The sequence below is a fragment of the Collimonas silvisoli genome (genome assembly GCF_018305005.1).
Taxonomy (GTDB): Bacteria; Pseudomonadota; Gammaproteobacteria; order Burkholderiales; family Burkholderiaceae_D; genus Collimonas; species Collimonas silvisoli.
Map to the genome: position 1 here is coordinate 1 of NZ_JAGQEG010000034.1, position 23,158 is coordinate 23,158.

The following is a 23,158-nucleotide window of genomic DNA, read 5'->3' on the forward strand; positions in this document are numbered from 1 at the left end:
GGGCTTTATTTTTTGGAGGCGGGGGTCGGGATCGAACCGGCGTAAACGGCTTTGCAGGCCGCTGCATAACCACTTTGCTACCCCGCCTGGGGTGTACCTGCCGTAAAATCAAAGCAGCATTGGCTAGACTAACATCAACTAGGCAATCGATCAGCTACTGATTTCACATAAAAAAAGGAAGCTTGTTCCAGCTTCCTTTTTTGAATCTGGAGCGGGAGAAGAGTCTCGAACTCTCGACCTCAACCTTGGCAAGGTTGCGCTCTACCAACTGAGCTACTCCCGCATTTACTTCTTGTTCTGCATCAACAACAGAGACGACATTATAGTTGTTCTACAGCGCTTGTCAATAATTTCGAAAAATATTCATCAGATTTTTTTCAAGACACCGACCTTCACTTCACTGCTTGTTGCTTTCTTTTGCAGCGGTAGTTTCCTTGATCAGCGGCCAGGCTTTGCGCAAATAATAAAACATGGACCACACCGTCAAAACCGCAGCTATCAACAGCAGCACCTGCCCCCAAAAACGGGTATCGATGCCAAGCAGGCCGCCATAATACAACAACATCGGGATCGCGACCATCTGTGCGGTGGTTTTAATTTTTCCGATGGAGCTGACCGCCACCGATTTCGACGCGCCGATCTGCGCCATCCATTCACGCAAGGCGCTGATCGCGATCTCACGGCCGATGATCACAAACGCGATGATGGGATCGACCCGGCCCAGATGCACCAGCACCAGCAAGGCGCCGGCGACCATCAGCTTGTCTGCTACCGGGTCCAGGAAAGCGCCGAAAGCCGAAGTCTGATTCCAGCGCCGCGCCAGAAAACCGTCGAACCAGTCGGTCACTGCGGCAACGATAAAAATGACGCTGGAAATCAAGCCCAACTGCAATGTTGAAAAACCGAGATCAGGGAGATAGAAAACGCCGACCACCAACGGGATCAATGCAACCCGCAACCAGGTCAGTAAAATCGGAATATTAAAGGGCATAAAAAGGCATGAATAGTTTTATCGGTAAGAGAACAGCTCTTCTAATTATCTAGGAGTATGCCGCAGTTGGGAAACAAAACCTGCAAAAGCGACAAGCAAAGAGCGCGCATGCAACATTCTGCAGCACTCAGTGCAGCTGCTTGTAGATTTCCTCCGCCAGCAGCCGCGAAATTCCCTCGACCGAGGCGATATCTTCAATGCTGGCGTCCGCCACTCCACGCAGGCCGCCAAAGCGCGCCAGCAGCTTCTGGCGGCGATTGGCGCCGATCCCTTCAATCTCTTCCAGCCGTGAACTCTGGCGCGCCTTGGCCCGCTTGGCGCGCATGCCGGTGATGGCAAAGCGATGCGCCTCGTCGCGAATCTGCGCGATCAGCATCAGCGCCGCAGATTCTTTGCCCAGCTCGCGTGCGGCGCGGCCGTCAGCGAAGATCAGCGTTTCCAGCCCGACCTTGCGCCCCTCGCCCTTGGCGACACCGACAATCAGGCTGATATCCAGCCCGAGCTCAGCCAGCACCTGGCGCGCCATTTCAACCTGGCCTTTGCCGCCGTCGATCAGCACGATATCGGGCATCACGCCGTCGCCGTTAGCCACTTTCTCGTAGCGCCGCATCAACACCTGGCGCATCGCTGCATAATCGTCTCCGGGCGTGATGTCCTTGATGTTGTAGCGCCGGTATTCGCCGTTTTGCATGGTGTGATGATGGAACACCACGCAAGACGCCTGGGTCGCCTCGCCCGAGGTATGGCTGATATCGAAACACTCGGCGCGCAAACTGTCGATATCCTCGACCTCAAGACCGAGCACCTCGACCAGCGCGCGCGTCCTGGATTGTTGCGAGCCCTGCTCCGACAGCAATCTGGCGAGCGAAATTTCAGCGCCCTTGTGCGCCATCTCCAGCCATTGGCGGCGTTGTCCTTGCGGCTGGAACAGCAGGTTGATGCGATGGCCGCATTGCTCCATCAGCGCCACCATCAGGGCCGGCTCGTCGAATTCGATATTCAGGATCAAGGTGCCGGGAATAAAAGTATCGATGTAGTGCTGTGCAAGAAAAGCCTTGAGCACGGCAATTTCAATCGACTCGCCCTGCACTTCTTCCGGATTCGACAGCGCGCCCTCGACGTGGCTCGGAAAATAGGCGCGATCGCCCAGATGGCGGCCGCCGCGCACCATCGCCAGGTTGACGCAGGCACGTCCGCCCTGCACGATCACGGCGACGATATCGATATCGCTGTCGCCCACGGTTTCCATGCTTTGCTGATGCAGCACCCGCGACAGCGCGGTGATCTGATTGCGCACCGCCGCCGCCTGTTCGAATTTCAGCTCGGCGGCAAAGGCGTGCATCTTTTGCTCCAGCGCTGTCAATACCTCGGTTTGCCGGCCACGCAAAAACTTGGCGGCGTTATCGACATCGGTCAGGTAATCTTCATGGCTGACCAGATTCACACAGGGCGCGCTGCAACGCTGGATCTGGTGCAGCAAACAGGGCCGGGTGCGATTCGCGAAGACGCTGTCTTCACAGGTCCGCAACAAAAACACCTTCTGCAAAATCTGCATCGACTCCTTGACCGCCCAGGCATTCGGAAACGGCCCGAAATACTGATTTTTTTTATCGACGGCGCCACGGTAGTAGGCCATGCGCGGATATTCCTGGCCGCTGATTTTCAGGTAGGGATAGGATTTATCGTCGCGGAAAAGAATGTTGTAGCGTGGCTGCAAAGACTTGATCAGATTGCTTTCCAGGATCAAGGCTTCCGCCTCGCTGCGCGTCACCGTGGTCTCCAGCCGGGCGATGCGCTCGACCATCATGGCGGTGCGCGGGCTGGCGAGATTCTTTTGAAAATAACTCGATACCCGTTTCTTCAGATCGCGCGCCTTGCCGACATACAGGATGTTGTCGGCGGCATCGAAATAGCGATACACGCCGGGCAGATTCGGCAACTTGGCGACGGTCTCAAGCACCACAGTGCGCGGATCGGGAATATCGGCGATTTCAGCTTCAGTCATGATGCAATGCTCTCAATCATCCATCCATCATAGCAATGATTGCAGCAACGATCTGGCGGCCAGATAACGCGCATCCGCTTGCAGTGCGTCCCACTCCAATGCGGCTGTTTGCGGCAGCAGAGCCGTCAGGCGTGCGCGGGATGCGGCGGCATCGTCGCCGGCAATATTTAAGCCGGCCAGCAGCTGGTCCGCCTTATCCGGCGAATTGCAAATCAGGACCACATCGCAACCGGCTGCCAATGCCGCCTTGGCGCCATCCAGCACACCGCCGGCCGAAGCGGCAGCTTCCATGCTCAGATCGTCGCTGAAAATCACGCCGTTGAAACCGATGTCCTGGCGCAGGATGGTCAGCCATTTTTTGGAAAAACCGGCTGAGTGCTGGTCCACCTTCGAATAAATCACATGCGCCGGCATTACCGCCGCCAGACTCATGCCGAGCCAGTCATAAGGTTTGATATCTTCTTCCATGATCTGCGCCAGACTACGCTCGTCGACCGGCAGCGAGACGTGCGAATCGCCCTGCACGTAACCATGGCCGGGGAAATGCTTGCCGCAATTAGCCATGCCGGCCAGCGCCAGGCCGTGATTCAAGCTCTTCGCCAACAAAGCGACGACGCGCGGATCGCGATGGAAAGCGCGTTCGCCGATCACGCTGGAACCGCCGAAATCGAGATCAAGCACCGGCGTAAACGACAGGTCGACGCCGCAGGCGCGCAACTCGCTTGCCAGCACGAAACCTACCGCGGTTGCCGCTTTGGTCGCGGCCAGCACATCGCGATCCCATTCTTGCCCGAGCACGCGCATCGCCGGCAGACGGGTGAAACCATCGGTCCTGAAACGCTGCACCCGCCCGCCTTCATGATCGACCGCAATCAATATGCCTGGCCGCGCCGCATGAATCGCCGCCGTCAGCGCGGTAAGCTGGGCTCGGTCCTGGTAATTGCGCGTGAACAGAATCACGCCGCCGGTGAGCGGATGCTGAATCCGACGGATATCGTCGGCGCTCAGGCTGGCGCCGGCCACGTCCAGCATGACCGGACCGAGTGGCGCTTGGGTGCTGCCGTTACTACTCATGTTTTCTCCACGATGACGAAGGCGACCGCATATTCCACCTCATCGGTAATCGATACCTGAGCGGTCAAGCCGTTCTTTTGCATGTATTCTTCCAGCGCGGCGTTGACCACCACGATCGGCTTGCCGCTGGGCGCATTCAAGGTTTGCATGGCGCGCCAGGTCATCGGCATCTTCATGCCCAGCCCGAGCGCTTTGGAAAACGCTTCTTTGGCGGCGAAGCGTGTCGCCAGAAAACGAATCCCGAGCGCCTCTACCTTGGCCTTGCGATGCAGGTATTTTTGCATTTCCTGAGGACCCAGGATTTTCTCCGCAAAACGATCGCCGTTACGCTGCAGCGCCGCCGCTATCCGGGGGATCTGAATGATGTCGGTGCCGATGCCGTAAATCATCGCAAGCCTTTCTATTTACCCACACGCGCTTTCACCATCAGGGCTTTCATTTCGCTGACCGCGGCTTTCCAGCCAACGAACACCGCATGCGCCACGATGGCGTGGCCGATATTCAACTCGGCGATATCGGGAATCGCGGCAATTGCCTGGGTGTTGGTGTAATGCAGGCCATGCCCGGCGTTAACCTTGAGGCCGCGTTTGACGCCTTCCTGTACCGCGATTTGCACCCGCTCCAGCTCGCTGCGTTGTTCGGCTTCGTCATGCGCTTCGGCATAACGCCCGGTGTGCAGTTCGATCACCGGCGCGCCGACTTCTGCCGCGGCCTGGATCTGATCGGCTTCAGGGTCGATGAACAGGCTGACACGGATGCCTTCCGCCTGCAATTGACGCACCGCCGCCTGCACCTGGCTGAAATATTTGACGACATCCAGCCCGCCCTCGGTGGTGATTTCATGCCGGCGCTCCGGCACCAGGCAAGAATCCTGCGGTTTGATCTTGCAGGAAAAATCGATCATTTCCTGGGTCACCGCCGCTTCCAGGTTCATCCGTGTGCGCAATAGCGGCCGGATCTGTTCGACATCGGCATCCTTGATGTGGCGCCGGTCTTCGCGCAAGTGCAAAGTGATCGCATCGGCGCCCGCCTCTTCGGCCTGCAATGCGGCTTGCAGCGGATCGGGGTAAGTGGTGCCGCGTGCATTACGCAAAGTGGCGACGTGATCGATATTGATGCCAAGGTCGATGATCGACGATGTAGGATTGAGATAGCTCATCGTATGCTCAGGTAGTGGAGTTGGTTTTATCGGCGGCAGTCATCTGCACCCTTACAGCTGCATCAGGTCGATCAGAATCTGCCGTGTATTCAATGGCGCGCCGCCCAGATGATAAGCCAGCAGGAAGCGCATCAGCACCTTGCTCTGGGCCTGGGTGACGGCATCGCTGTAATCTTCCCGCTCCATGTCCAGCAAGGTCTTGCCGCTGACGCGCGGCCACGAATCGGCGGCTCGGGCAAGACGCGGACCGCGTTCGGGATCGACCACGTAACTCTCGGCGGGATCGACCGGCTGGCGGCTGCTGGTGCACCTGGTGAAATCGCCTGCGACCCCGGTCTGCTTGAGCAGCGCTCTTTCGAACTGGCGCAGGACGATAGGCGCGGGTTCCTGATGCGCCAGCTGATTCAGTGTGGTGACGTAGTGGTCGAACAATGCCGGATGCGGATCGTCGCGCGCCACCAGCTTGACCAGTAGTTCATTCAAGTAAAAACCGCACAGCAATGCCGATTTTTCCAGCGGCAGCAAGCCGCCTACCCATTCGGCGGCGATCAAGGTGCGGATTTCGGATTTGCCGCTCCAGCTCAGCGACAGCGGCTGGAAGGTTTGCAGTACGCCGCGCAATTTTGACAGAGGACGTTTGGCGCCCTTGGCAACCAGGGCGATACGGCCGTAATCGCGGCTAAAGACATCGATGATCAGGCTGGTTTCGCGGTGCGGGTAGCTGTGCAGCACGAAACCGGGTTGGGCCGTGACGCGGGTATCGAGTGGCCGAGCCCGGCGTTTTGGCGGGTTGGCAGAGCCAGGGGTAGAAGCAGAGATAGCATCGGCAGCATCGCTGATGACCGCGATCAATTGCTCCTCAACCACGGTGGCCGGCATGGCTGCTTCTCCGGCGGTATCGTCTGCGATGATGACGCTCATGCTCAGTGGTGGAGTATAGATTCGGGCTTATTCGTAGCCGTAGGCGCGCAATCCGGCTTCGTTATCGGCCCAGCCGGATTTCACTTTGACCCAGATTTCCAGATACACCGGGCCGCCGAACAGGCGTTCCATATCCAGCCGCGCCTGGGTTGAAATGTCCTTCAGGCGGGCGCCCTTCTGGCCGATCACCATCGACTTGTGGGTATCGCGCTCAACCAGGATCGCCGCAAACACACGGCGCAGATTGCCTTCAAGCTCGAATTTCTCGATCAGTACCGTGCTGGTATAAGGCAATTCATCGCCGACAAAACGGAATACTTTTTCGCGCACGATCTCGGCGGCGAGAAATTTCTCGCTGCGATCGGTAATATCGTCTTCACCGAACATGGGCGGATTTGCCGGCAGATGTTTGCGGATTTCGCCTTGCAGATTATCCAGCTGGAAGCGCAGCTTGGCCGACACCGGCACCACCGCGGCGAAATCGCGCATGGCGGCGATTTTTTGGGCAAACGGCAGCAATACGGCCTTGTCCTTGACCCGATCCGATTTGTTGATGACCAGGATGCAAGGCACATTGGCCGGCAACAAAGCCATCACTTGCTGATCGGCCGGACCAAAGGTACCGGCTTCGATGATGTACAAAATGACGTCGGCCGCTGTCAGCGTCGTGGTCACGGTGCGGTTCAGGGTTTTGTTCAGGGCATTCGAATGCCGGGTCTGGAAGCCGGGCGTATCGACATACACAAACTGTGTGTCGGCCACGGTCTGAATCCCGGTAATCCGATGGCGCGTAGTCTGCGCCTTGCGCGAGGTAATGCTGACCTTGGCGCCTATCAATTCGTTCATCAAGGTCGACTTGCCTACGTTGGGGCGACCGACAATAGCTATGTAGCCGCAACGGAAATCAGCTGCGGCATCAGTCGATGCCTGGGGTGTAGAGTCTGTCATGCGGTTTTCGATTTACTCGTGGTATGGGGTGTTGCATTAGAAGAAGTTACAGCGGCGGCGCTGCCGGCGACTACGGTTTCTGCAGCGGAGCTGGCCGCGTTATTGAGCTTGGACGGAGCGGCTGGGGCGGCTAATTCAGCGCTGCCGTTGACTGCCGGCACATGCGCCTTGGCTGCTGCCTTGGCTGTCGCCACCGTCGCTACCTCAGCCGGGCCCTTGTCTTTGAGCGGCGCCACAGGTTTCGCTGCTTCATCCGGCGCGGCCTCGGGTGCATCCGGTTGAATCGTCGCAATCCCGCTCAATTTCAGTTGCGCCGTGCGCGGCTTGGCTTTGCGTGGCGCCGCAGGTGCTTTCACAAATGCTTTTTGCACCGCTTCCAGCGCCAGCTTGGCCGCCGCCTGCTCGCCCGCGCGACGGCTGCCGCCATTGCCGAATACCTGGATATCCAGCTTCGGCACCAGGCATTCGATTTCAAATTCCTGATTGTGCGCAGCGCCGTGGGTAGCCACGACATTGTATTGCGGCAAGGCGATTTTCTTCCCTTGCAGGTATTCCTGCAGCAGGGTTTTTGCATCCTTGCCCAGGGTCTTGGGATCGACGGTATCCAGGATCGGGATATATAAAGCGCGGATCACATCGCGCGCTGCATCAAAACCGGCGTCCAGGAAAATCGCGCCGAACAGCGCTTCCAGCGTATCGGCCAGGATCGAAGGCCGGCGAAAGCCGCCGGATTTCAACTCGCCCTCACCCAGCCGCAGGAATTGCGACAATTCCAGCCTTTGCGCAATTTCATACAGCGATTGCTGCTTCACCAGATTCGCGCGCACACGCGACAAATCACCTTCGTCTATCTTGGTATAGCGGTCAAACAATAATGACGCGACGACGCAGTTCAAAATCGAATCGCCGAGGAATTCCAACCGTTCGTTATGCAAGGTGCTATGGCTGCGATGCGTCAAGGCCTGCTGCAATAAAGTAGCATCCTTAAAAGTGTGGCCTAGCCGATTTTGCAATAACATGAGGTCCATTTTTTCGTCGACGTTTACGGTTGTCGTCCGCTGTGATTGTTCAACACCTGGTTCAACACCTCTCAAGACTTGGCGGTGCTGCCCGCATAATCGATCAACAAGCTGATTGGTCCGACCAGCGGGATTTTTTTCTGGTACGCAAAGCTGATCTGGATATCGTCGCCGTTCTTGGTAATCTCCAGGTCTTTCCCTGAAATCGCATCGATATAGCCAACCTCGGCCTGCTTGTTAAACGCGTTCTGAATTTCCTGTACCGTGGTGCCGGCCGTTCTGGCGCTGGCTATCGCTTTTTTGATAGAAAAATATTCGATCGTAGTCGGCGTCACCTTGGCCACCAGCACGCCAATACAGCCGAGAACCGCTAGAACAACGATCAAGCCGAATAATGTAATGCCTTGCTGCTTCCGTGTTGATCCGGAAATTCTTGTCATCCCTGACTCCATCTTTGGTTTATTTAAAGAAAGTGCCGATACGTTTGAAATTACCCAAATTCATCCAGACTAAAAATGCTTTTCCAACAATATTTTCATCCGGTACAAATCCCCAGTAACGGCTGTCTTCGCTGTTATCCCGATTATCCCCCATCATGAAATAATTTCCAGCAGGAACGATACAGGTAAAGCCTTCCGGGTTATAGGAACAGGCATCCTTGTTAGGGAAATCCATGACCCCCTCCAGCGAAATCGGCGGCCGGCCATTGCGCACAGCGATCGTATGTTGCACGTTTGACAGGTTTTCCGTGAATTGCTGGGAGTAATCCAGGCTGTCTTCATTCAGATAATCCGGCAATGGCGCATAAGAAAGAGCTTGACCGTTAATTGTTAAGCGCTTGTTTCGGTAGGTTATTTTATCACCGGGCACCCCAACCACGCGCTTGATGTAATCGAGCGACATATCCTTCGGATATTTGAACACCATGACGTCGCCGCGCTGCGGATGATTCATTTCGATCACTTTTTTATTGATGATCGGCAGACGGACGCCGTAAGTAAACTTGTTGACCAGGATCAGGTCGCCCACCAGCAGCGTCGGCACCATCGAACTGGATGGGATCTTGAACGGCTCATACAGGAACGAGCGCAAAAAGAACACCATGGCGATCACCGGGAAAAAGCTGCCGGAATACTCAACCCAGGTCGGCTGGCGCAACAGGTTTGCTTCCAGCACGGCGCGGCCGCTGTTTTCAAGCTTGATGCCGTCGGCGCTCAGCTTGGCGTTGCGGGCGTCGAACTCGGACAGCGCTGCATCGGCTTTGACACGCCGTTGCGCGCTCAGGTAGAAGCGGTCAAAAAACCAGATGACGCCGGTGACAACCGTCAAGACAAACAGAATTAACGCGAAATTTCCTAAGATTGATTGCAATGTCATTTTTCATCCACTTGTAAAATTGCCAGGAATGCTTCTTGCGGGATCTCGACGGAACCCACTTGCTTCATCCGCTTTTTACCGGCCTTCTGCTTTTCCAGCAATTTCCGCTTACGGCTGATATCGCCGCCGTAGCATTTGGCCAGCACGTTCTTGCGCAGGGCCTTGACGTTTTCACGCGAAATGATATTGGCGCCGATTGCCGCCTGGATGGCGACGTCGAACATCTGGCGCGGAATCAGTTCGCGCATCTTGGCGGCGACCGCGCGGCCGCGGTACTGGCTGTTGGCGCGGTGCACAATGATCGCCAGCGCATCGACTTTTTCGCTATTGATCAGCATGTCGACCTTGACCACGTCGGCTGAGCGATATTCCTTGAACTCATAGTCCATCGAGGCATAACCGCGCGAGGTCGACTTCAGGCGATCGAAGAAATCGAGCACCACCTCGGCCATCGGGATTTCATAGGTCAGCTTGACCTGTTTGCCGTGATAACTCATGTCGACCTGCTGCCCGCGCTTCTGGGTGCACAGCGTGATCACCGAGCCCACATACTCTTGCGGCATGTACAGATTGACCGTGACGATAGGCTCGCGCACTTCTTCGATATTCGACGGATCGGGCATCTTCGACGGGTTATCCACCAGCATGATGCTGCCGTCGCGCTTCACCACTTCGTAGATCACGGTAGGCGCCGTGGTGATCAAGTCCATATCGAACTCGCGTTCGAGGCGCTCCTGGACGATTTCCATATGCAGCAAGCCGAGGAAGCCGCAGCGGAAGCCGAAGCCCAGCGCTTGCGATACTTCAGGCTCATATTGCAGGGCAGCGTCGTTCAGCTTGAGTTTTTCCAGCGAGTCGCGCAGCGCATCGTACTGGTTGGCTTCGACCGGGAACAGGCCGGCAAACACTTGCGGCTGCACTTCCTTGAAGCCGGGCAAGGCTTCGGCCGCAGGCTTGGAAGCGAGCGTTACCGTGTCGCCCACCTTGGCCGCTTTCAATTCCTTGATGCCGGCAATGATGAAACCCACCTGGCCGGCGGAAAGCGATTCGCGCGACTGCGATTTAGGCGTGAACACGCCGACGCTTTCGGTCAGATGCTGGGAGCCGGTAGCCATCAGCAGGATCTTGTCCTTCGGTCGCAAAGTGCCGTTCTTGATACGCACCAGCATGACGACGCCGACATAATTATCGAACCAGGAATCGACAATCAAGGCTTGCAAAGGTGCGTCGGGATCGCCTTTCGGCGGCGGCACTTTGATAATCAGCGACTCCAATACTTCACGCACGCCGAGCCCGGTCTTGGCCGAGCAATGCACGGCGTCGTGGGCGTCGATCCCGATCACGTCTTCGATTTCGGCAATCGCGTTGTCAGGATCGGCCGAAGGCAGGTCGATCTTGTTCAATACCGGCACTACTTCGACACCGAGATCGAGCGCGGTATAGCAGTTGGCCACGGTCTGGGCTTCCACCCCTTGCGAGGCGTCGACCACCAGCAGCGCGCCTTCGCAGGCGGACAGCGAGCGGCTGACTTCGTAGCTGAAATCGACGTGGCCCGGAGTATCGATCAGGTTCAGATTGTAGATCTGTCCATCCAGCGCCTTGTAGGACAGCGCCGCGGTCTGGGCCTTGATCGTGATGCCGCGCTCGCGCTCAATATCCATTGAGTCGAGTACCTGGGCTTCCATTTCACGATCAGACAAGCCGCCGCAAGATTGGATGATGCGGTCCGCCAGGGTAGATTTACCGTGGTCGATGTGGGCGATGATGGAGAAATTACGGATGTTGTTCATTGACAGACGCGATTACAAAAAAGGCGCTCTGAGCCGGGCTCAGTGCAATGCTTCGTATTTGACGAAACACTGCACTTGTGTCCCAGGCGAGCGCCTTTTATGACAGGTTATTCAGTGCCGCCATTTTACCGGATTTCAGAGGGGAAAACCGACAAATCAAAGGCCTGAAGATATTGCCTTCCAGTATAGCAAGGAAAGCGATTTATCAACATACTCCTACAAGTATCTTAAAAACACCTTAAACAGAGAGCCGTGAGGGCCTCTTTTTATATTTTCTGGCAGGAGTATGTGAAATATTATTTCCAAATAGCAAATGAATTTGCCATATCCACATTTTTCCTGATGCCCAGGAATGCTCGGCTCAATCGCCCTCGCCTAAAAATTTCTGCACCAGCTCGACATCAAGGAAATAGTGACAAAGTTGCATCGACGCCTGACCGTCCTTGCTTCCTACAAGCACGGGGACTAACTCATCATATCTAGCCACCAGTTCAGGATCCGCGTCGACATCGATCAATTCAACGCTGAAGCGGTCCACAGCATTTTCATCGGGCGCCTGCAAAACCAGCAGCGCCTGCAACATGTCTTCGCAGAGATGGCAGTAAGAGCGGCCGTACAGAGTGAAGTGAGATTTTGACATGGATACTCCTGGGCCTCCGAAGACATGGCCGGCAAAAACAAAAAGCTGCAGACCTCGACGGTCTGCAGCTCCGGACAACAGCGATCAGCCCAATCAGTTATTTGGACGCAGCGGCACGAATTGCGACGACTCGCCGCGACGCACCAGCAGCACCGCCATTTTTTTCGGCTCAAGCTTGGCAACCAGGGCGTTGAACTGCTTGGCGTCCTTGATATCGGTATTATTCAAGCGTTGCACCACGTCGCCGGCACGCAGACCGACTCGCGCGGCGCTACCATCTGCAGTCTCGATCACCACGCCGCCATCGATGCCCAGCTCTTTCTTCTTGGCTTCGCTCAAATCGCTGACCGTCAGACCAAGCGCATTGGCAACCTGCTCCTTCTTCGGCTTGGCCTCATCATCCGCGGCAACTTTGTCTGCCGCCAATTCCGTGATCGTGATCGGGAAGTCGCGGCTGCTGCCCTTGCGCCAGACGCTGATCGTGCCGCGTGCTCCCGGCTTGGTATTGCCGACCAAGCGCGGCAGATCGTTAGCCTTTTCAATTGCCACGCCGTTAAATTTCAAGATGATGTCGCCAGCCTGCAAGCCAGCCTTGGCAGCCGGTCCGTCAGCCTCAACCCTGGCGACCAATGCCCCCTCGGCCTTAGGCAGGCCCAGAGATTCAGCCACGTCCTTGGTTACTTCGCCGATCTGCACGCCGATCCGGCCACGGGTCACTTTACCCGATGCTTTCAACTGCTCCGACACGCGCATGGCTTCGTCGATCGGCACCGCAAACGAAATCCCCATGAAGCCGCCCGAGCGGCTATAGATTTGCGAGTTGATGCCAACCACTTCGCCGCGCATATTGATCAGCGGGCCGCCGGAATTGCCTGGGTTGACTGCAACGTCGGTCTGGATCAAAGGCAGGTAGTCGCCGGTATCGCGCGCTTTCGCCGAAATGATGCCGGCGGTTACGGTATTTTCCAGGCCGAACGGCGAGCCGATCGCCAGCACCCACTCACCAGCCTTGATCTTGTCGGAATCGCCGATCGTCAAGCGCGGCAAATTGGCGCCGTCGATTTTCAACAAAGCGACATCGCTGCGGGTGTCCGCGCCGATCACCTTGGCCTTGAATTCGCGTTTGTCGGTCAGCGTCACATACACTTCGCTGGCGCCGTCGATCACATGGGCGTTGGTCATGACATAGCCATCGGCCGAAATCACGAAACCGGAACCGACGCCGCGCGGCACTTCTTCCTGCTGCTTGGGATCAGCCTTGCGGCCACGCTGACCCGGAATTTGCGAGCGCGGCACATTTGGTACCGGGACCCCGAAAAAACGGCGGAAGAAATCTTGCATTTCATCGTCGCTAGGATCGCCTGAATCGCTTTGCCCGGAACCGGCCTTGATTTTTTCAGTGGTACGAATATTGACCACGGCAGGGCCGGTTTTTTCGACGATATCGGTAAAGTCCGGCAATCCGGATACCGACGCCGCGATTGCCTGCGGGCCGGCACCCATCATGGCGGGAACAAAAAAAGCGGCTGTCGCACTGACAACCATTGCAGATAAAACGTAACTAACCGGACCTGGCGTTTTCATAGTCATAGAGTTTTATTTGTTTTTGAGTTCAATCGAATTTGCCACCTGCCTCATCGCCGCCGGCGGCACATCGCCGACAATCGTCAGCCAATAATCACCTTGCCGCTTACCGACGATATTTAACGCTCCCTGCTGCAAAGATCCCTCGGTACGACTTTGATTGCCAGGTTCGATAAATATGGAAATCGCCACCAGTCCATCTGAAAAAATCAGCTGCGAAACTTCACGTCGCACCGCTGGCGTTACAGGCACTGCCGACAAGCCTGCGGCGCTCTTCGCGGGCGGCGCGTCGGCCACCATACGCTTGAGTTCGCGCACTTTCTTGAAGCCGGCAGGCATGCCGGTCACCGTCCACTCGTTCAGATTGGCCGGATTGATCACGCTACTTTCCGTATGCCAGCTATTGGTATTGCCAAAGCTCGGCTTCAGGTGGCTGTGATCGACATTACCTATGCCAATCTGGGTAAACGAAATCTGCTCGACGATTTCATTCTTGCCGTTCAAGGTTTGCGCCCGCAGCAACAAGCCGGAATTTTTTTCTGCCCACAGCTTGTAGCCATAGCGCATATTGTCCTTGGGCTCCAGCAGCACAGCCTGACAATCGAAACCGGCGACGCGCCCGGTCTCGCCCATTTTCACATTGTAATAATCGGTCAAATCGGCCGGCAGCGCCGCCAGAATGGCAGGAAAACCGTCTTGCGTGACGCGCTTCTCGACTATCTTGGTTTTAGTCTCCGGCATATAGCAGGTGACATCCTCGTTACGCCGGATATATTCGCGCGGCTGGCCATCGAGAATCTCTAGCTTCTCTACTTCGTTCCGGCCCTCAAGCACATGTGTGATACGCGAGGTACGTATCTGATTCGCCTGCTGATAGACGAAAGTCCCGGAATAATTCAGTCTCTGCGCGGCCGACTGGATTTTTTTCAGCAGCGTCTGCGCCTCCTGCTTGTCAGCCGCATTTACGGAATCCATGCTTTCCGCACTCGCGGAAAGCACCATGACCAGCGACAGAGCAACTCCCAGCAAAACCCGCGTCTGCCGCATATTAGTTATCAGCATCAGGTGCAAATGTAGCCGGCCGTGCGTATTGCGCAGCGCTATAAAGAGAAGGAGAAAAACGTTGATGCGCCGTCAGGTATTCATCCATTCGCGAATCCCGTAACACATCTCCGGCATGCGTGACGACATGATCGTCACCGACCGCTGACGCAGACGCCAGGGCCAGTTGCGGCGTTGCCGCCACAGTAGGCGCCGGACCGCGGACTACCATCGTTTGCGGCGTAATGATAAACGCCGCAGCCGCTACTGCCGCGGCCGCCATTCCCGGCAAGGCAAAGCGCCTGATGGAATGTCTGACGCCCGCCACACCGACGCGCAGAGGCTGGCCGCCACCCACAGCGATATGCTCGGAAGGCTGCAAGGTGGCGGCCAAAGGTGCTGCAATGATAGTCGGCTCAGCGTCCAGCCGCGCCGTCATGCGGCTGAAAAAATCCGGACTCATGGTCAGCGCCATATCGTCCGAGCGCATGATGTCGCCTATCTGGTGATAGACGTCCCATGTGTCGCGACCTTCCGTTTGACGCAAAGCCGCCAGCGCCATATCCACATAGGCACTGGATAACTCCCCATCAGCCAAGGCAGAAATCTGCTCTTGGGTCATATCTTTGGTATTCATAAGTCACCTTAAAACCTGGCCAACCCCTTCGTTCCCGAAAAACCACTATCTTTTTTTACCAACGTTTGTCGATGGCCGTATCCAGCAACGGCCTCAACTTATCTGCGATAGCTTCCCGTGCCCTAAATATCCGACTGCGCACCGTTCCTATCGGACATCCCATTGCCTCAGCAATTTCGTCATAACTCAAGCCCTCGATCTCGCGCAAGGTAATCGCCGTACGCAACTCTGCCGGCAGAGCCTCCATCGCAGTATTCACGGTTTGCGCTATCTGCTTGGTGGCCAGCAAAGATTCGGGGGTGTTTATATCCCTTAGTTGCTCGCCGTCGTCAAAAGTTTCTGCTTCCTCTGAATTTGCCTCGGTTGAGGTGGGAGCTCTGCGCCCCTGGGTGACTAAATAGTTCTTAGCAGTATTAATGCCAATCCGATACAGCCAGGTATAGAAGGCAGAGTCGCCCCTAAACTGAGGCAGCGCCCGGTAAGCTTTGATAAAGGCTTCCTGCACAACATCCTCAGCTTCTGCCTGATCGCGCACCAGCCGCGAAACAAGACGCATCAGCTTGCGTTGGTATTTAATAACCAAGAGCTCGAACGCCTTCTTATCGCCACGCTGTACGCGCTCGACAAGCAGTTGATCAATTTCGCGTTCTGTCGTCAATCCCCATTCCCTTGTTTTGTTGCAACTTGCATGCGGGCGCGGAAATAAATGGTAAGCAATAATAAAAATCTAAGAAAATGCTTATTCATTATTCAATCCAGCGGATCCCGTTTTATTCGTCCGCGAGGCAATCCAGCGACATGCCACGGATAAATTTCTGAAAGTATCGTTGGAAACACAATCAGGCAGTATAGCGATTGTTCTGACCGAGCCGCTATCCAATCGAAGGCGCAGCAGCAGTAAATGTGACCAGAGAGTAGTACCCTCAAGCAACTTCGCTGTTGATGGTATCTGTTTCGCGGCGGGCAGAACTTGTGCCGTTGCCATCTCGGCAATTCTGATGCGGCCACTTCCGGAAATATCGATTTGAACTGCTTGCCTACTGCGATAGTAGCGCGTTATTCCGTACATGGCGGCGAATAAACACAATCCAGCCAGAGCAAGGCGCTCGGGCAACGGCAAGTTACCGACAGCGCCAATGGCAATCAGGATGCCAATCGAGCCGGCCAGCAGGCACTGCAAGGCCACCATCGCTGACAAGACCTTGGAAGGCCGGATCACGGCAGACAGGGCGATCGACATCATGGCAGCTTAAAACGAATATCGAACCGGCGTCCGCGGAGACCGGTTCGAAGCCTGTTGCAAAAATTTAGATTTTGCCAAAAACCAGGGTGCCATTCGTGCCGCCAAAGCCGAATGAGTTTTTGACTGCGATGTCTATTTTCATGTCCCGTGCGGTATTGGCACAGTAATCAAGATCGCATTCCGGATCCTGATTGAAAATATTGGTAGTCGGCGGCGAGATTTGATTATGCAGAGCCAGCACAGTAAACACCGACTCCAGGCCACCGGCGCCGCCCAGCAAATGCCCGGTCATCGACTTGGTCGAATTCACCACCAGCTTATACGCGTGGTCGCCAAAAGCTGCCTTGATCGCTTCCGTTTCATTCTTGTCGCCCAACGGCGTCGAGGTGCCGTGCGCGTTCAGGTATTGCACCTGGTCGGCGTTGACGCCGGCGTCGCGCAGGGCACTGCCTACGCAACGGCGCGGGCCGTCCAGGCTTGGCGCCGTCATGTGGTAAGCGTCGCCGCTCATGCCGAAGCCAAGCAGTTCCGCGTAAATCTTGGCGCCGCGCGCCTTGGCGTGTTCGTATTCTTCGAGCACCAGCACACCGGCGCCCTCGCCCAATACAAACCCGTCTCTATCCTTGTCCCACGGACGTGAGGCGGTGGCCGGATCGTCGTTACGCGCCGACAAGGCACGCGCCGACGCAAAGCCGCCGACTCCGAGCGGAGACACGCTGGATTCAGCACCGCCGGCAATCATCACGTCGGCGTCGCCGTACTGAATCATGCGGCCGGCTGCGCCAATACAGTGCAAACCTGTGGTGCAAGCAGTGACGATCGCCAGATTCGGTCCTCTCAGACCGTATTTGATCGACAGATTGCCGGAAATCATGTTGATGATCGATGCCGGGATGAAGAACGGGCTAATCCGGCGCGGGCCGCGACTAGTCAATTCAGCATGGGTTTCTTCGATCAACGGCAAGCCACCAATGCCGGAGCCGATGATGACGCCTATCCGCTCAGCATTAGTTTCAGTTACTTCCAGGCCACTATCTTGCATCGCCTGCATCCCCGCCGCCATGCCATAGTGGATAAAAGTATCCATATGCCGTGCTTCTTTGGCAGGAATGTAATCTTCGATATTGAAACCCTTCACTTCCCCCGCAAAACGCGTGGAAAAAGCGGTGGCGTCAAACTTAGTGATGGCTGCGATCCCTGATTTGCCTGAGATAATCGCACTCCACGCATCGGCAATCGTATTGCCGACCGGTGAAATGCAACCCAGGCCAGTTATCACAACGCGGCGTTCACGTGTGCGGCTCAAGCGGTTCTCCTGGATACATTCAAAGCTTGCTTAGGCCGCCTTAACGTGGGCCTTAGCGTAATCAATAGCTTGCTGCACTGTAGTGATCTTTTCAGCTTGTTCGTCAGGGATTTCCATTTCGAACTCATCTTCCAGTGCCATCACCAGCTCAACTGTGTCGAGTGAATCAGCACCCAGATCGTCAACAAACGACGACTCGATCTTGATGTCAGCTTCTGCGACGCCCAGTTGCTCAGCGACGATTTTTTTAACGCGTTGTTCGATATCGGACATGTGATGCCTCCATTAGGTTACAGAAAGTGCGCGCATTTTAGCAGGTTTGCGCATTGAAAATTTACTTTCGACATTAGTCTTTAATATTTAATAAAACTATGTCAAAAGCCTCTAAATTGGTATTACTTACATTCAACTCTAAAATAAGCCTGGAACTGCGGACTTGCTTCAGCCCATGTTTCAGCTCATATACATGCCGCCGTTGACGTGCAAAGTGCTGCCCGTAATATAGCCGGCTTGCGGCGAAGCCAGGAACACCACGGCCGCCGCCACGTCGTCGGCGGCGCCCAGCCGTCCCAGCGGGATTTGCTGCAGCAATGAAGCATGCTGCTGCTCGCTCAGGGCCTTGGTCATATCGGTATCGATAAAACCCGGCGCAATGCAGTTGACCGTAATATTGCGGCTGCCGATTTCACGCGCCAGCGCACGGCTCATGCCGGCTACGCCAGCCTTGGCGGCAGCATAATTCATTTGCCCCGGATTGCCGGCCGAACCGACCACCGAAGTGATATTGATGATGCGGCCATGCTTGGCCTTCATCATGCCACGCAAGACAGCGCGCGACAAACGCGCCACAGCGGTCAGATTGGTGGCGATAACGGCGTCCCATTCCTCATCCTTCATACGCATTGCCAGTTGATCCTGGGTAATGCCTGCATTATTGACAAGGATCGACAAGCCGCCGAATTCCTTCTGCGCCAGCTCAACCGCTGCCGCACAGCCGGCAGCATCATTCACATTCAGCACGATACCGCGGCCATTGCCCGGCTGGCTGGCCTCCATGTATTCGGTGATCGCCGCCGCACCTGCCTCGGAGGTTGCGGTACCGATGACTTTGGCGCCGCGCTGAAGCAATTGCAACGCAATAGCGCGGCCGATTCCACGCGATGCGCCGGTGACCAAAGCTACCTGGCCGGTTAAATTCTGTGAATCCGTACTTTGTAAAGTCAATTGAATGTCTCCAATATTTTATCCAGCGACGCCTGATCGACAATCATGTCGCTGATCAAGCTATCGTTAATACGCTTGGTCAAACCAGCAAGAACCTTGCCCGGACCGCATTCAACCACATGAGTGACGCCTTCTGCAGCAATTTTCTGCACGGTTTCCACCCAGCGCACCGGGCTGGCCGCCTGCCGCACCAGTGCATTCTTGATGGCTTCCGGATCATTGACGATAGCCACGTCGACGTTGTTGATCAGCGCAATCTGCGGTGCCGCGAACGTCAGGTCTTGCATGTATTCGCGCAAACGATCCGACGCCGGCTTTAACAACGATGAATGAAATGGGGCCGATACCGGCAATGGCAAGGCACGTTTCGCACCTTTTTCTTTAGCCGCGACACAAGCACGCTCGATGGCTGCCTTATGACCGGCAATCACCACCTGTGCCGGCGCATTGAAATTCACCGCTTCAACGATTTCGCCCTGGGCCGCCGCCAGGCAGACCGCCCGCACATCGTCATCCGACAAACCGAGAATGACGGCCATGCCGCCCTGCCCGACCGGCACCGCTTGCTGCATGGCTTGTGCGCGAAAACGGACCAATGGCACCGCATCTTTAAATGCAATCACGCCAGCGGCGACCAAGGCCGAGTACTCCCCCAGGCTGTGACCTGCCACCAGAGCCGGCGCCTTGCCGCCTGCCGCCAGCCAGGCCCGATAACAGGCGACTGCTGCAGTCAACATGACCGGTTGCGTGTTGGCCGTCAGATCCAGCTCTTCTTTCGGCCCCTCGGCAATCAGTTTACCTAGATCGAATTGCAGCGCTTCTGAAGCTTCTGCAACGGTATCCCTTACCACCGGATTATCAGCAAAACCGTTCAACATGCCAATGGCTTGCGAACCCTGGCCCGGAAAAACAAATGCGAATTTATTCATGCCCCTTACCTAACCGCTTATTAAATTTATTAAAGGTTCAGAAGGCCTCTAAATCTTTAGAGGTCTCTTTTTAGAAGTCTCTTTACATGCGCGCCAGGATAGCGCCCCATGTGAAGCCGCCGCCTACGCCTTCCATCATGACATTGTGGCCGGGCTTGACGCGGCCATCGCGCACCGCCTGGTCCAGCGCCAGCGGAATCGACGCCGCCGAGGTATTGCCATGCTGGTCCACCGTCACCACCATGCGCTCGTTATCCAACCCAAGCTTACGCGCGGTACTTTGCATGATGCGGATATTGGCTTGATGCGGAATCAGCCAGTCAATCTCGGATGCGGTCATGCCGGCGATCTGCAAGGTTTCGTTGGCGACTTTCTCCAATACCGACACCGCCAGCTTAAACACTGCCTGGCCATCCATATACAAGAAGGCGCTGCCTTCAACCACGCCGGCATTCATCTTGCCGGGAACGCACAAGATGTCTTTATGACGGCCATCGGCATGCAGTTTGGTGGCAAGAATGCCGGGTTCGGCAGAACCGGTCATCACTACTGCACCGGCGCCGTCGCCGAACAGCACGCAAGTGGTGCGGTCGTCAAAATTCAGAATCCGCGAAAAAACTTCGGTGCCGATCACCAGTACGTTCTTGTGCGCGCCGGATTTGATGAAACTATCGGCAATTGACACTGCATACACAAAACCGCTGCACACTGCCTGCACATCAAAGGCCGCGCCGCCGTTGGCGATGCCGAGCTTTTGCTGCACGACGCAAGCCGTGCTGGGAAAGCCGCCGAAATAGTCCGGAGTTGAAGTGGCGACGATCACCAGATCGATATCGCCAGCCTGCATGCGCGCCATATCCAGCGCCTGCCTGGCCGCGGCTACAGCGAGATCGCTGGATTGCACATCCGCTTCAGCGTAGTGGCGCGCGGCGATGCCGCTACGGGAAAAAATCCACTCATGCGATGTCTCGATCCCCTTCTCGGCGAGTTGCACAGTGAGCTCTTGATTGGTGACCCGTTTCGGCGGCAAATAGCTGCCGGTACCGACAATTTTGCTATATGTAGTCATGCTGTCTTTTGTTGGGTTGATTCAGTAATAACGATTTCGCCGGGGGCGCCATCCACAGCAGCGTCAGCAGGCTTGGAGGCGACGTCGGCGTGCGGCATAAACTCCGCAATCGTGGTCGCAATACGAGACAATACATCATATTTAGCCGCATCGAAGGCGCGCTGTATAGCCCATTCGTAGCCATAGGCGTCAGCCCCGCCATGGCTCTTGAAAACCAGTCCGCGCAAGCCCAGCAGACTGGCGCCGTTATAACGCGAAGGATTCAGGCGGCGCGAAATGGCTTTGATCGCACCGCGGGCGATGACCGCGCCCAGCATATTCAAAATGCCGCTTTTGAATTCCGTCGTCAATACAGTCTTGACGAAACGGCCCAGGCCCTCGGAAGCCTTGAGCGTGACATTGCCGACAAAACCGTCGCAAACGACGATGTCGGTAGTGCCTTCGAAGATATCGTTGCCTTCGACATTACCGTAAAAATTCAGGATACCCTTTTCGTGATCCGCACGCAGCAATTCCGCCGTTTGCTTGACCACTTCATTGCCTTTGATATCTTCTTCGCCGACGTTCAGCAAACCGACCGTCGGCCTCGGCTTGCCTTCCATGGCCGACACCAGCGCCGATCCCATCAAGGCAAACTGATGCAGATGCAACGGTTCGCAATCGACATTGGCGCCCAAATCGAGCATGTAAGTCGGACCGTCTTTTTGATTGGGGAGAATGGTGCAGATCGCAGGACGGTCAACGCCGTGCAAGGTCTTCAGCAAGTAACGGGAAACCGCCATCAAGGCGCCGGTATTGCCGGCCGAGACGCACGCCTGCACTTGCTGGTCTTTGACCAGACGCAAGGCGACACGCATTGAGGAATCTTTTTTACGGCGCAATGCCGTTTCGATGGAGTCATCCATCGTCACCACTTCGGATGCATGCTGCACCGATAAGCGCGGATGGGAACTGGCCTTGTGCTTTTTCAGCTGTGCTCGAATTTCTTCTTCAAGACCAACCAGCACCAACTCGGCCTCAGGCTCGCGATTGGCAAATGAAATAGCAGCAGGAACGGTAACCGATGGGCCGTGATCACCGCCCATGCAGTCGATAGAAATTTTGATTGTCATTGTTTTGATTCAGTGCCTACTCTAAGCCATATTATGAGGCAGATTGGGCGCGATTCAAAATGACGCAATGATTTATTCTGCATACAAAAACGGCGCTGCTGAGAAACTCATCGCGCCGCCTTCAACCTGCATCGCAAGAACAATTAAGTATTACTCGTCGTTCTTGGTCTTCAACACTTTACGGCCACGGTAAAAGCCATTTGGGCTGATGTGGTGACGCAGATGTGTTTCACCCGTTGTTGGCTCGATAGCCAGCGGAGGTGCAACCAGAAAATCGTGGGCGCGGTGCATGCCGCGCTTGGATGGGGTCTTTTTATTTTGCTGAACTGCCATGATAACTCCTGCTTTCTTAAGATCTTAAAGTTTAACATATCCAACCCTCAGAACAGGGAAAGGCTGGATATTCCTGCCGCGTTTGTGCGCGGATTTTACTACCATTGCCACACCTTAGTCACACGGAATCACACTCATGTGAAAATCAGCGCGACAAATTTACCGCAATTCTTTATTAATTCTTTATTTTTACTGCTGCTTCAAATTCTTTAGCATCGCGAAAGGCGATTCTTTTTTTGCAGTTTCCAGCCCATCGAGCGCGGACTGATCCGGGCAAACCGGATGCTTCGGCGACAGCGGCAAGGCCAGCAAAGCCTCATCCTCAACCAATTCAACGATATTCAGTGATTTAGTGCCGACGATGACGTCAATCTCGTCATTATCCAGAAGCGCATCGATTTCATCTGCACTTTCTTCATCTTTTGCCAATACCAATACCGATTCCGAATCGATATCGAAGGCAAACGGCGTCAAACAGCGTTGACACATGATCTTGGTCGAGCCAGTTACCGTCAGCGTCAATTGCGGATGCCCTAACTGATCGGCGCCGCCAACCAGAACCCAATGCAGAGCACCGGAACGATCTGCAGACTCAGCAGCAAGGCGGCTCAGATCAGCCACCAGCGTGTCGCCTTCACGGCGCTCTTTATGGCGCGCATACTCAAACGCGTCGATGACAAAAGCACTCATAGTCAAGCCGAACCCGGAAAACCTGCGATAATAACAGCCTTTTCCCTTACTCGTCAAAGTGTTAGC

Annotated in this window: 25 protein-coding genes and 2 tRNA genes; all 27 read right to left on the reverse strand. The window is 55.6% G+C overall.

The annotated features are described in order from the left end of the window. Window positions 1-13 precede the first annotated feature (13 nt). Window positions 14-87: transfer RNA gene (locus tag KHU33_RS11295), tRNA-Cys, on the reverse strand. A gap of 120 nt (window positions 88-207) precedes the next feature. Beyond that, window positions 208-283, reverse strand: a tRNA-Gly gene (locus KHU33_RS11300). A 114-nt stretch (window positions 284-397) separates the two neighbouring features. After that, window positions 398-991, reverse strand: coding sequence for a CDP-diacylglycerol--glycerol-3-phosphate 3-phosphatidyltransferase (pgsA, locus tag KHU33_RS11305; RefSeq protein WP_211462953.1), 594 nt, complete (start codon window positions 989-991; stop codon window positions 398-400). A gap of 127 nt (window positions 992-1,118) precedes the next feature. Beyond that, the gene (gene uvrC / locus KHU33_RS11310; RefSeq protein ID WP_211462992.1) at window positions 1,119-2,981 is read right to left on the reverse strand and encodes an excinuclease ABC subunit UvrC; all 1,863 of its coding nucleotides are present in this window, start codon (window positions 2,979-2,981) and stop codon (window positions 1,119-1,121) included. A gap of 42 nt (window positions 2,982-3,023) precedes the next feature. Continuing rightward, window positions 3,024-4,070: a beta-N-acetylhexosaminidase gene (gene nagZ / locus KHU33_RS11315; protein ID WP_211462954.1), complete on the reverse strand. Its 1,047-nt coding sequence runs from the start codon at window positions 4,068-4,070 to the stop codon at window positions 3,024-3,026. Then, on the reverse strand, window positions 4,067-4,459 hold the full coding sequence (gene acpS, locus KHU33_RS11320; protein WP_211462955.1) for a holo-ACP synthase: 393 nt from the start codon (window positions 4,457-4,459) through the stop codon (window positions 4,067-4,069). Before acpS ends, nagZ begins: the two co-directional genes overlap by 4 nt. Before the next feature lie 11 nt (window positions 4,460-4,470). After that, window positions 4,471-5,229 carry a pyridoxine 5'-phosphate synthase gene (gene pdxJ / locus KHU33_RS11325; protein ID WP_211462956.1) on the reverse strand — a complete coding sequence of 253 codons (759 nt, stop codon included), beginning with the start codon at window positions 5,227-5,229 and terminating at the stop codon, window positions 4,471-4,473. A gap of 51 nt (window positions 5,230-5,280) precedes the next feature. Beyond that, window positions 5,281-6,150, reverse strand: coding sequence for a DNA repair protein RecO (recO, locus tag KHU33_RS11330; protein WP_211462957.1), 870 nt, complete (start codon window positions 6,148-6,150; stop codon window positions 5,281-5,283). Between the two features lie 27 nt (window positions 6,151-6,177). Then, window positions 6,178-7,098, reverse strand: a complete 921-nt coding sequence (gene era, locus KHU33_RS11335; RefSeq protein ID WP_211462958.1) for a GTPase Era — start codon at window positions 7,096-7,098, stop codon at window positions 6,178-6,180. After that, on the reverse strand, window positions 7,095-8,126 hold the full coding sequence (gene rnc, locus KHU33_RS11340) for a ribonuclease III (protein ID WP_211462959.1): 1,032 nt from the start codon (window positions 8,124-8,126) through the stop codon (window positions 7,095-7,097). Before rnc ends, era begins: the two co-directional genes overlap by 4 nt. A gap of 62 nt (window positions 8,127-8,188) precedes the next feature. Continuing rightward, on the reverse strand, window positions 8,189-8,557 hold the full coding sequence (locus KHU33_RS11345; RefSeq protein WP_211462960.1) for a DUF4845 domain-containing protein: 369 nt from the start codon (window positions 8,555-8,557) through the stop codon (window positions 8,189-8,191). 19 nt (window positions 8,558-8,576) lie between these two features. After that, window positions 8,577-9,494 carry a signal peptidase I gene (gene lepB, locus KHU33_RS11350; protein ID WP_211462961.1) on the reverse strand — a complete coding sequence of 306 codons (918 nt, stop codon included), beginning with the start codon at window positions 9,492-9,494 and terminating at the stop codon, window positions 8,577-8,579. After that, on the reverse strand, window positions 9,491-11,284 hold the full coding sequence (gene lepA / locus KHU33_RS11355; RefSeq protein ID WP_211462962.1) for a translation elongation factor 4: 1,794 nt from the start codon (window positions 11,282-11,284) through the stop codon (window positions 9,491-9,493). The genes lepB and lepA overlap by 4 nt, the downstream gene beginning before the upstream one ends. Window positions 11,285-11,645: 361 nt before the next feature. Further along, window positions 11,646-11,924: a glutaredoxin family protein gene (locus KHU33_RS11360; RefSeq protein WP_211462963.1), complete on the reverse strand. Its 279-nt coding sequence runs from the start codon at window positions 11,922-11,924 to the stop codon at window positions 11,646-11,648. A 93-nt stretch (window positions 11,925-12,017) separates the two neighbouring features. Next, a complete protein-coding gene (locus KHU33_RS11365) occupies window positions 12,018-13,508 on the reverse strand; it encodes a DegQ family serine endoprotease (RefSeq protein ID WP_407928274.1) in 1,491 nt (496 codons plus the stop codon). A gap of 12 nt (window positions 13,509-13,520) precedes the next feature. Beyond that, window positions 13,521-14,555 carry a MucB/RseB C-terminal domain-containing protein gene (locus tag KHU33_RS11370; RefSeq protein ID WP_211462994.1) on the reverse strand — a complete coding sequence of 345 codons (1,035 nt, stop codon included), beginning with the start codon at window positions 14,553-14,555 and terminating at the stop codon, window positions 13,521-13,523. Window position 14,556: 1 nt separating this feature from the next. Then, the gene (locus KHU33_RS11375) at window positions 14,557-15,186 is read right to left on the reverse strand and encodes a sigma-E factor negative regulatory protein (protein WP_211462964.1); all 630 of its coding nucleotides are present in this window, start codon (window positions 15,184-15,186) and stop codon (window positions 14,557-14,559) included. A 55-nt stretch (window positions 15,187-15,241) separates the two neighbouring features. Further along, entirely contained in the window at window positions 15,242-15,844 is a 603-nt protein-coding gene (gene rpoE, locus KHU33_RS11380; RefSeq protein WP_014006857.1) for an RNA polymerase sigma factor RpoE, read from the reverse strand. A gap of 81 nt (window positions 15,845-15,925) precedes the next feature. Continuing rightward, window positions 15,926-16,429 carry a flagellar hook-length control protein gene (locus KHU33_RS11385; protein ID WP_211462965.1) on the reverse strand — a complete coding sequence of 168 codons (504 nt, stop codon included), beginning with the start codon at window positions 16,427-16,429 and terminating at the stop codon, window positions 15,926-15,928. 64 nt (window positions 16,430-16,493) lie between these two features. Continuing rightward, window positions 16,494-17,735: a beta-ketoacyl-ACP synthase II gene (gene fabF / locus KHU33_RS11390; protein WP_211462966.1), complete on the reverse strand. Its 1,242-nt coding sequence runs from the start codon at window positions 17,733-17,735 to the stop codon at window positions 16,494-16,496. Between the two features lie 30 nt (window positions 17,736-17,765). After that, complete coding sequence (acpP, locus tag KHU33_RS11395) at window positions 17,766-18,008, reverse strand: acyl carrier protein (RefSeq protein ID WP_011871492.1); 243 nt, start codon at window positions 18,006-18,008, stop codon at window positions 17,766-17,768. 180 nt (window positions 18,009-18,188) lie between these two features. Then, window positions 18,189-18,959: a 3-oxoacyl-ACP reductase FabG gene (gene fabG / locus KHU33_RS11400; protein WP_211462967.1), complete on the reverse strand. Its 771-nt coding sequence runs from the start codon at window positions 18,957-18,959 to the stop codon at window positions 18,189-18,191. Continuing rightward, on the reverse strand, window positions 18,956-19,888 hold the full coding sequence (fabD, locus tag KHU33_RS11405) for an ACP S-malonyltransferase (protein WP_211462968.1): 933 nt from the start codon (window positions 19,886-19,888) through the stop codon (window positions 18,956-18,958). Before fabD ends, fabG begins: the two co-directional genes overlap by 4 nt. 82 nt (window positions 19,889-19,970) lie before the next feature. After that, window positions 19,971-20,957: a beta-ketoacyl-ACP synthase III gene (locus KHU33_RS11410; protein ID WP_211462969.1), complete on the reverse strand. Its 987-nt coding sequence runs from the start codon at window positions 20,955-20,957 to the stop codon at window positions 19,971-19,973. Then, complete coding sequence (gene plsX / locus KHU33_RS11415) at window positions 20,954-22,069, reverse strand: phosphate acyltransferase PlsX (protein ID WP_211462970.1); 1,116 nt, start codon at window positions 22,067-22,069, stop codon at window positions 20,954-20,956. Before plsX ends, KHU33_RS11410 begins: the two co-directional genes overlap by 4 nt. Before the next feature lie 150 nt (window positions 22,070-22,219). Continuing rightward, on the reverse strand, window positions 22,220-22,402 hold the full coding sequence (gene rpmF, locus KHU33_RS11420) for a 50S ribosomal protein L32 (protein WP_014006864.1): 183 nt from the start codon (window positions 22,400-22,402) through the stop codon (window positions 22,220-22,222). Window positions 22,403-22,591: 189 nt separating this feature from the next. Then, the gene (locus KHU33_RS11425) at window positions 22,592-23,092 is read right to left on the reverse strand and encodes a YceD family protein (RefSeq protein ID WP_211462971.1); all 501 of its coding nucleotides are present in this window, start codon (window positions 23,090-23,092) and stop codon (window positions 22,592-22,594) included. Between the last annotated feature and the right edge of the window lie 66 nt (window positions 23,093-23,158).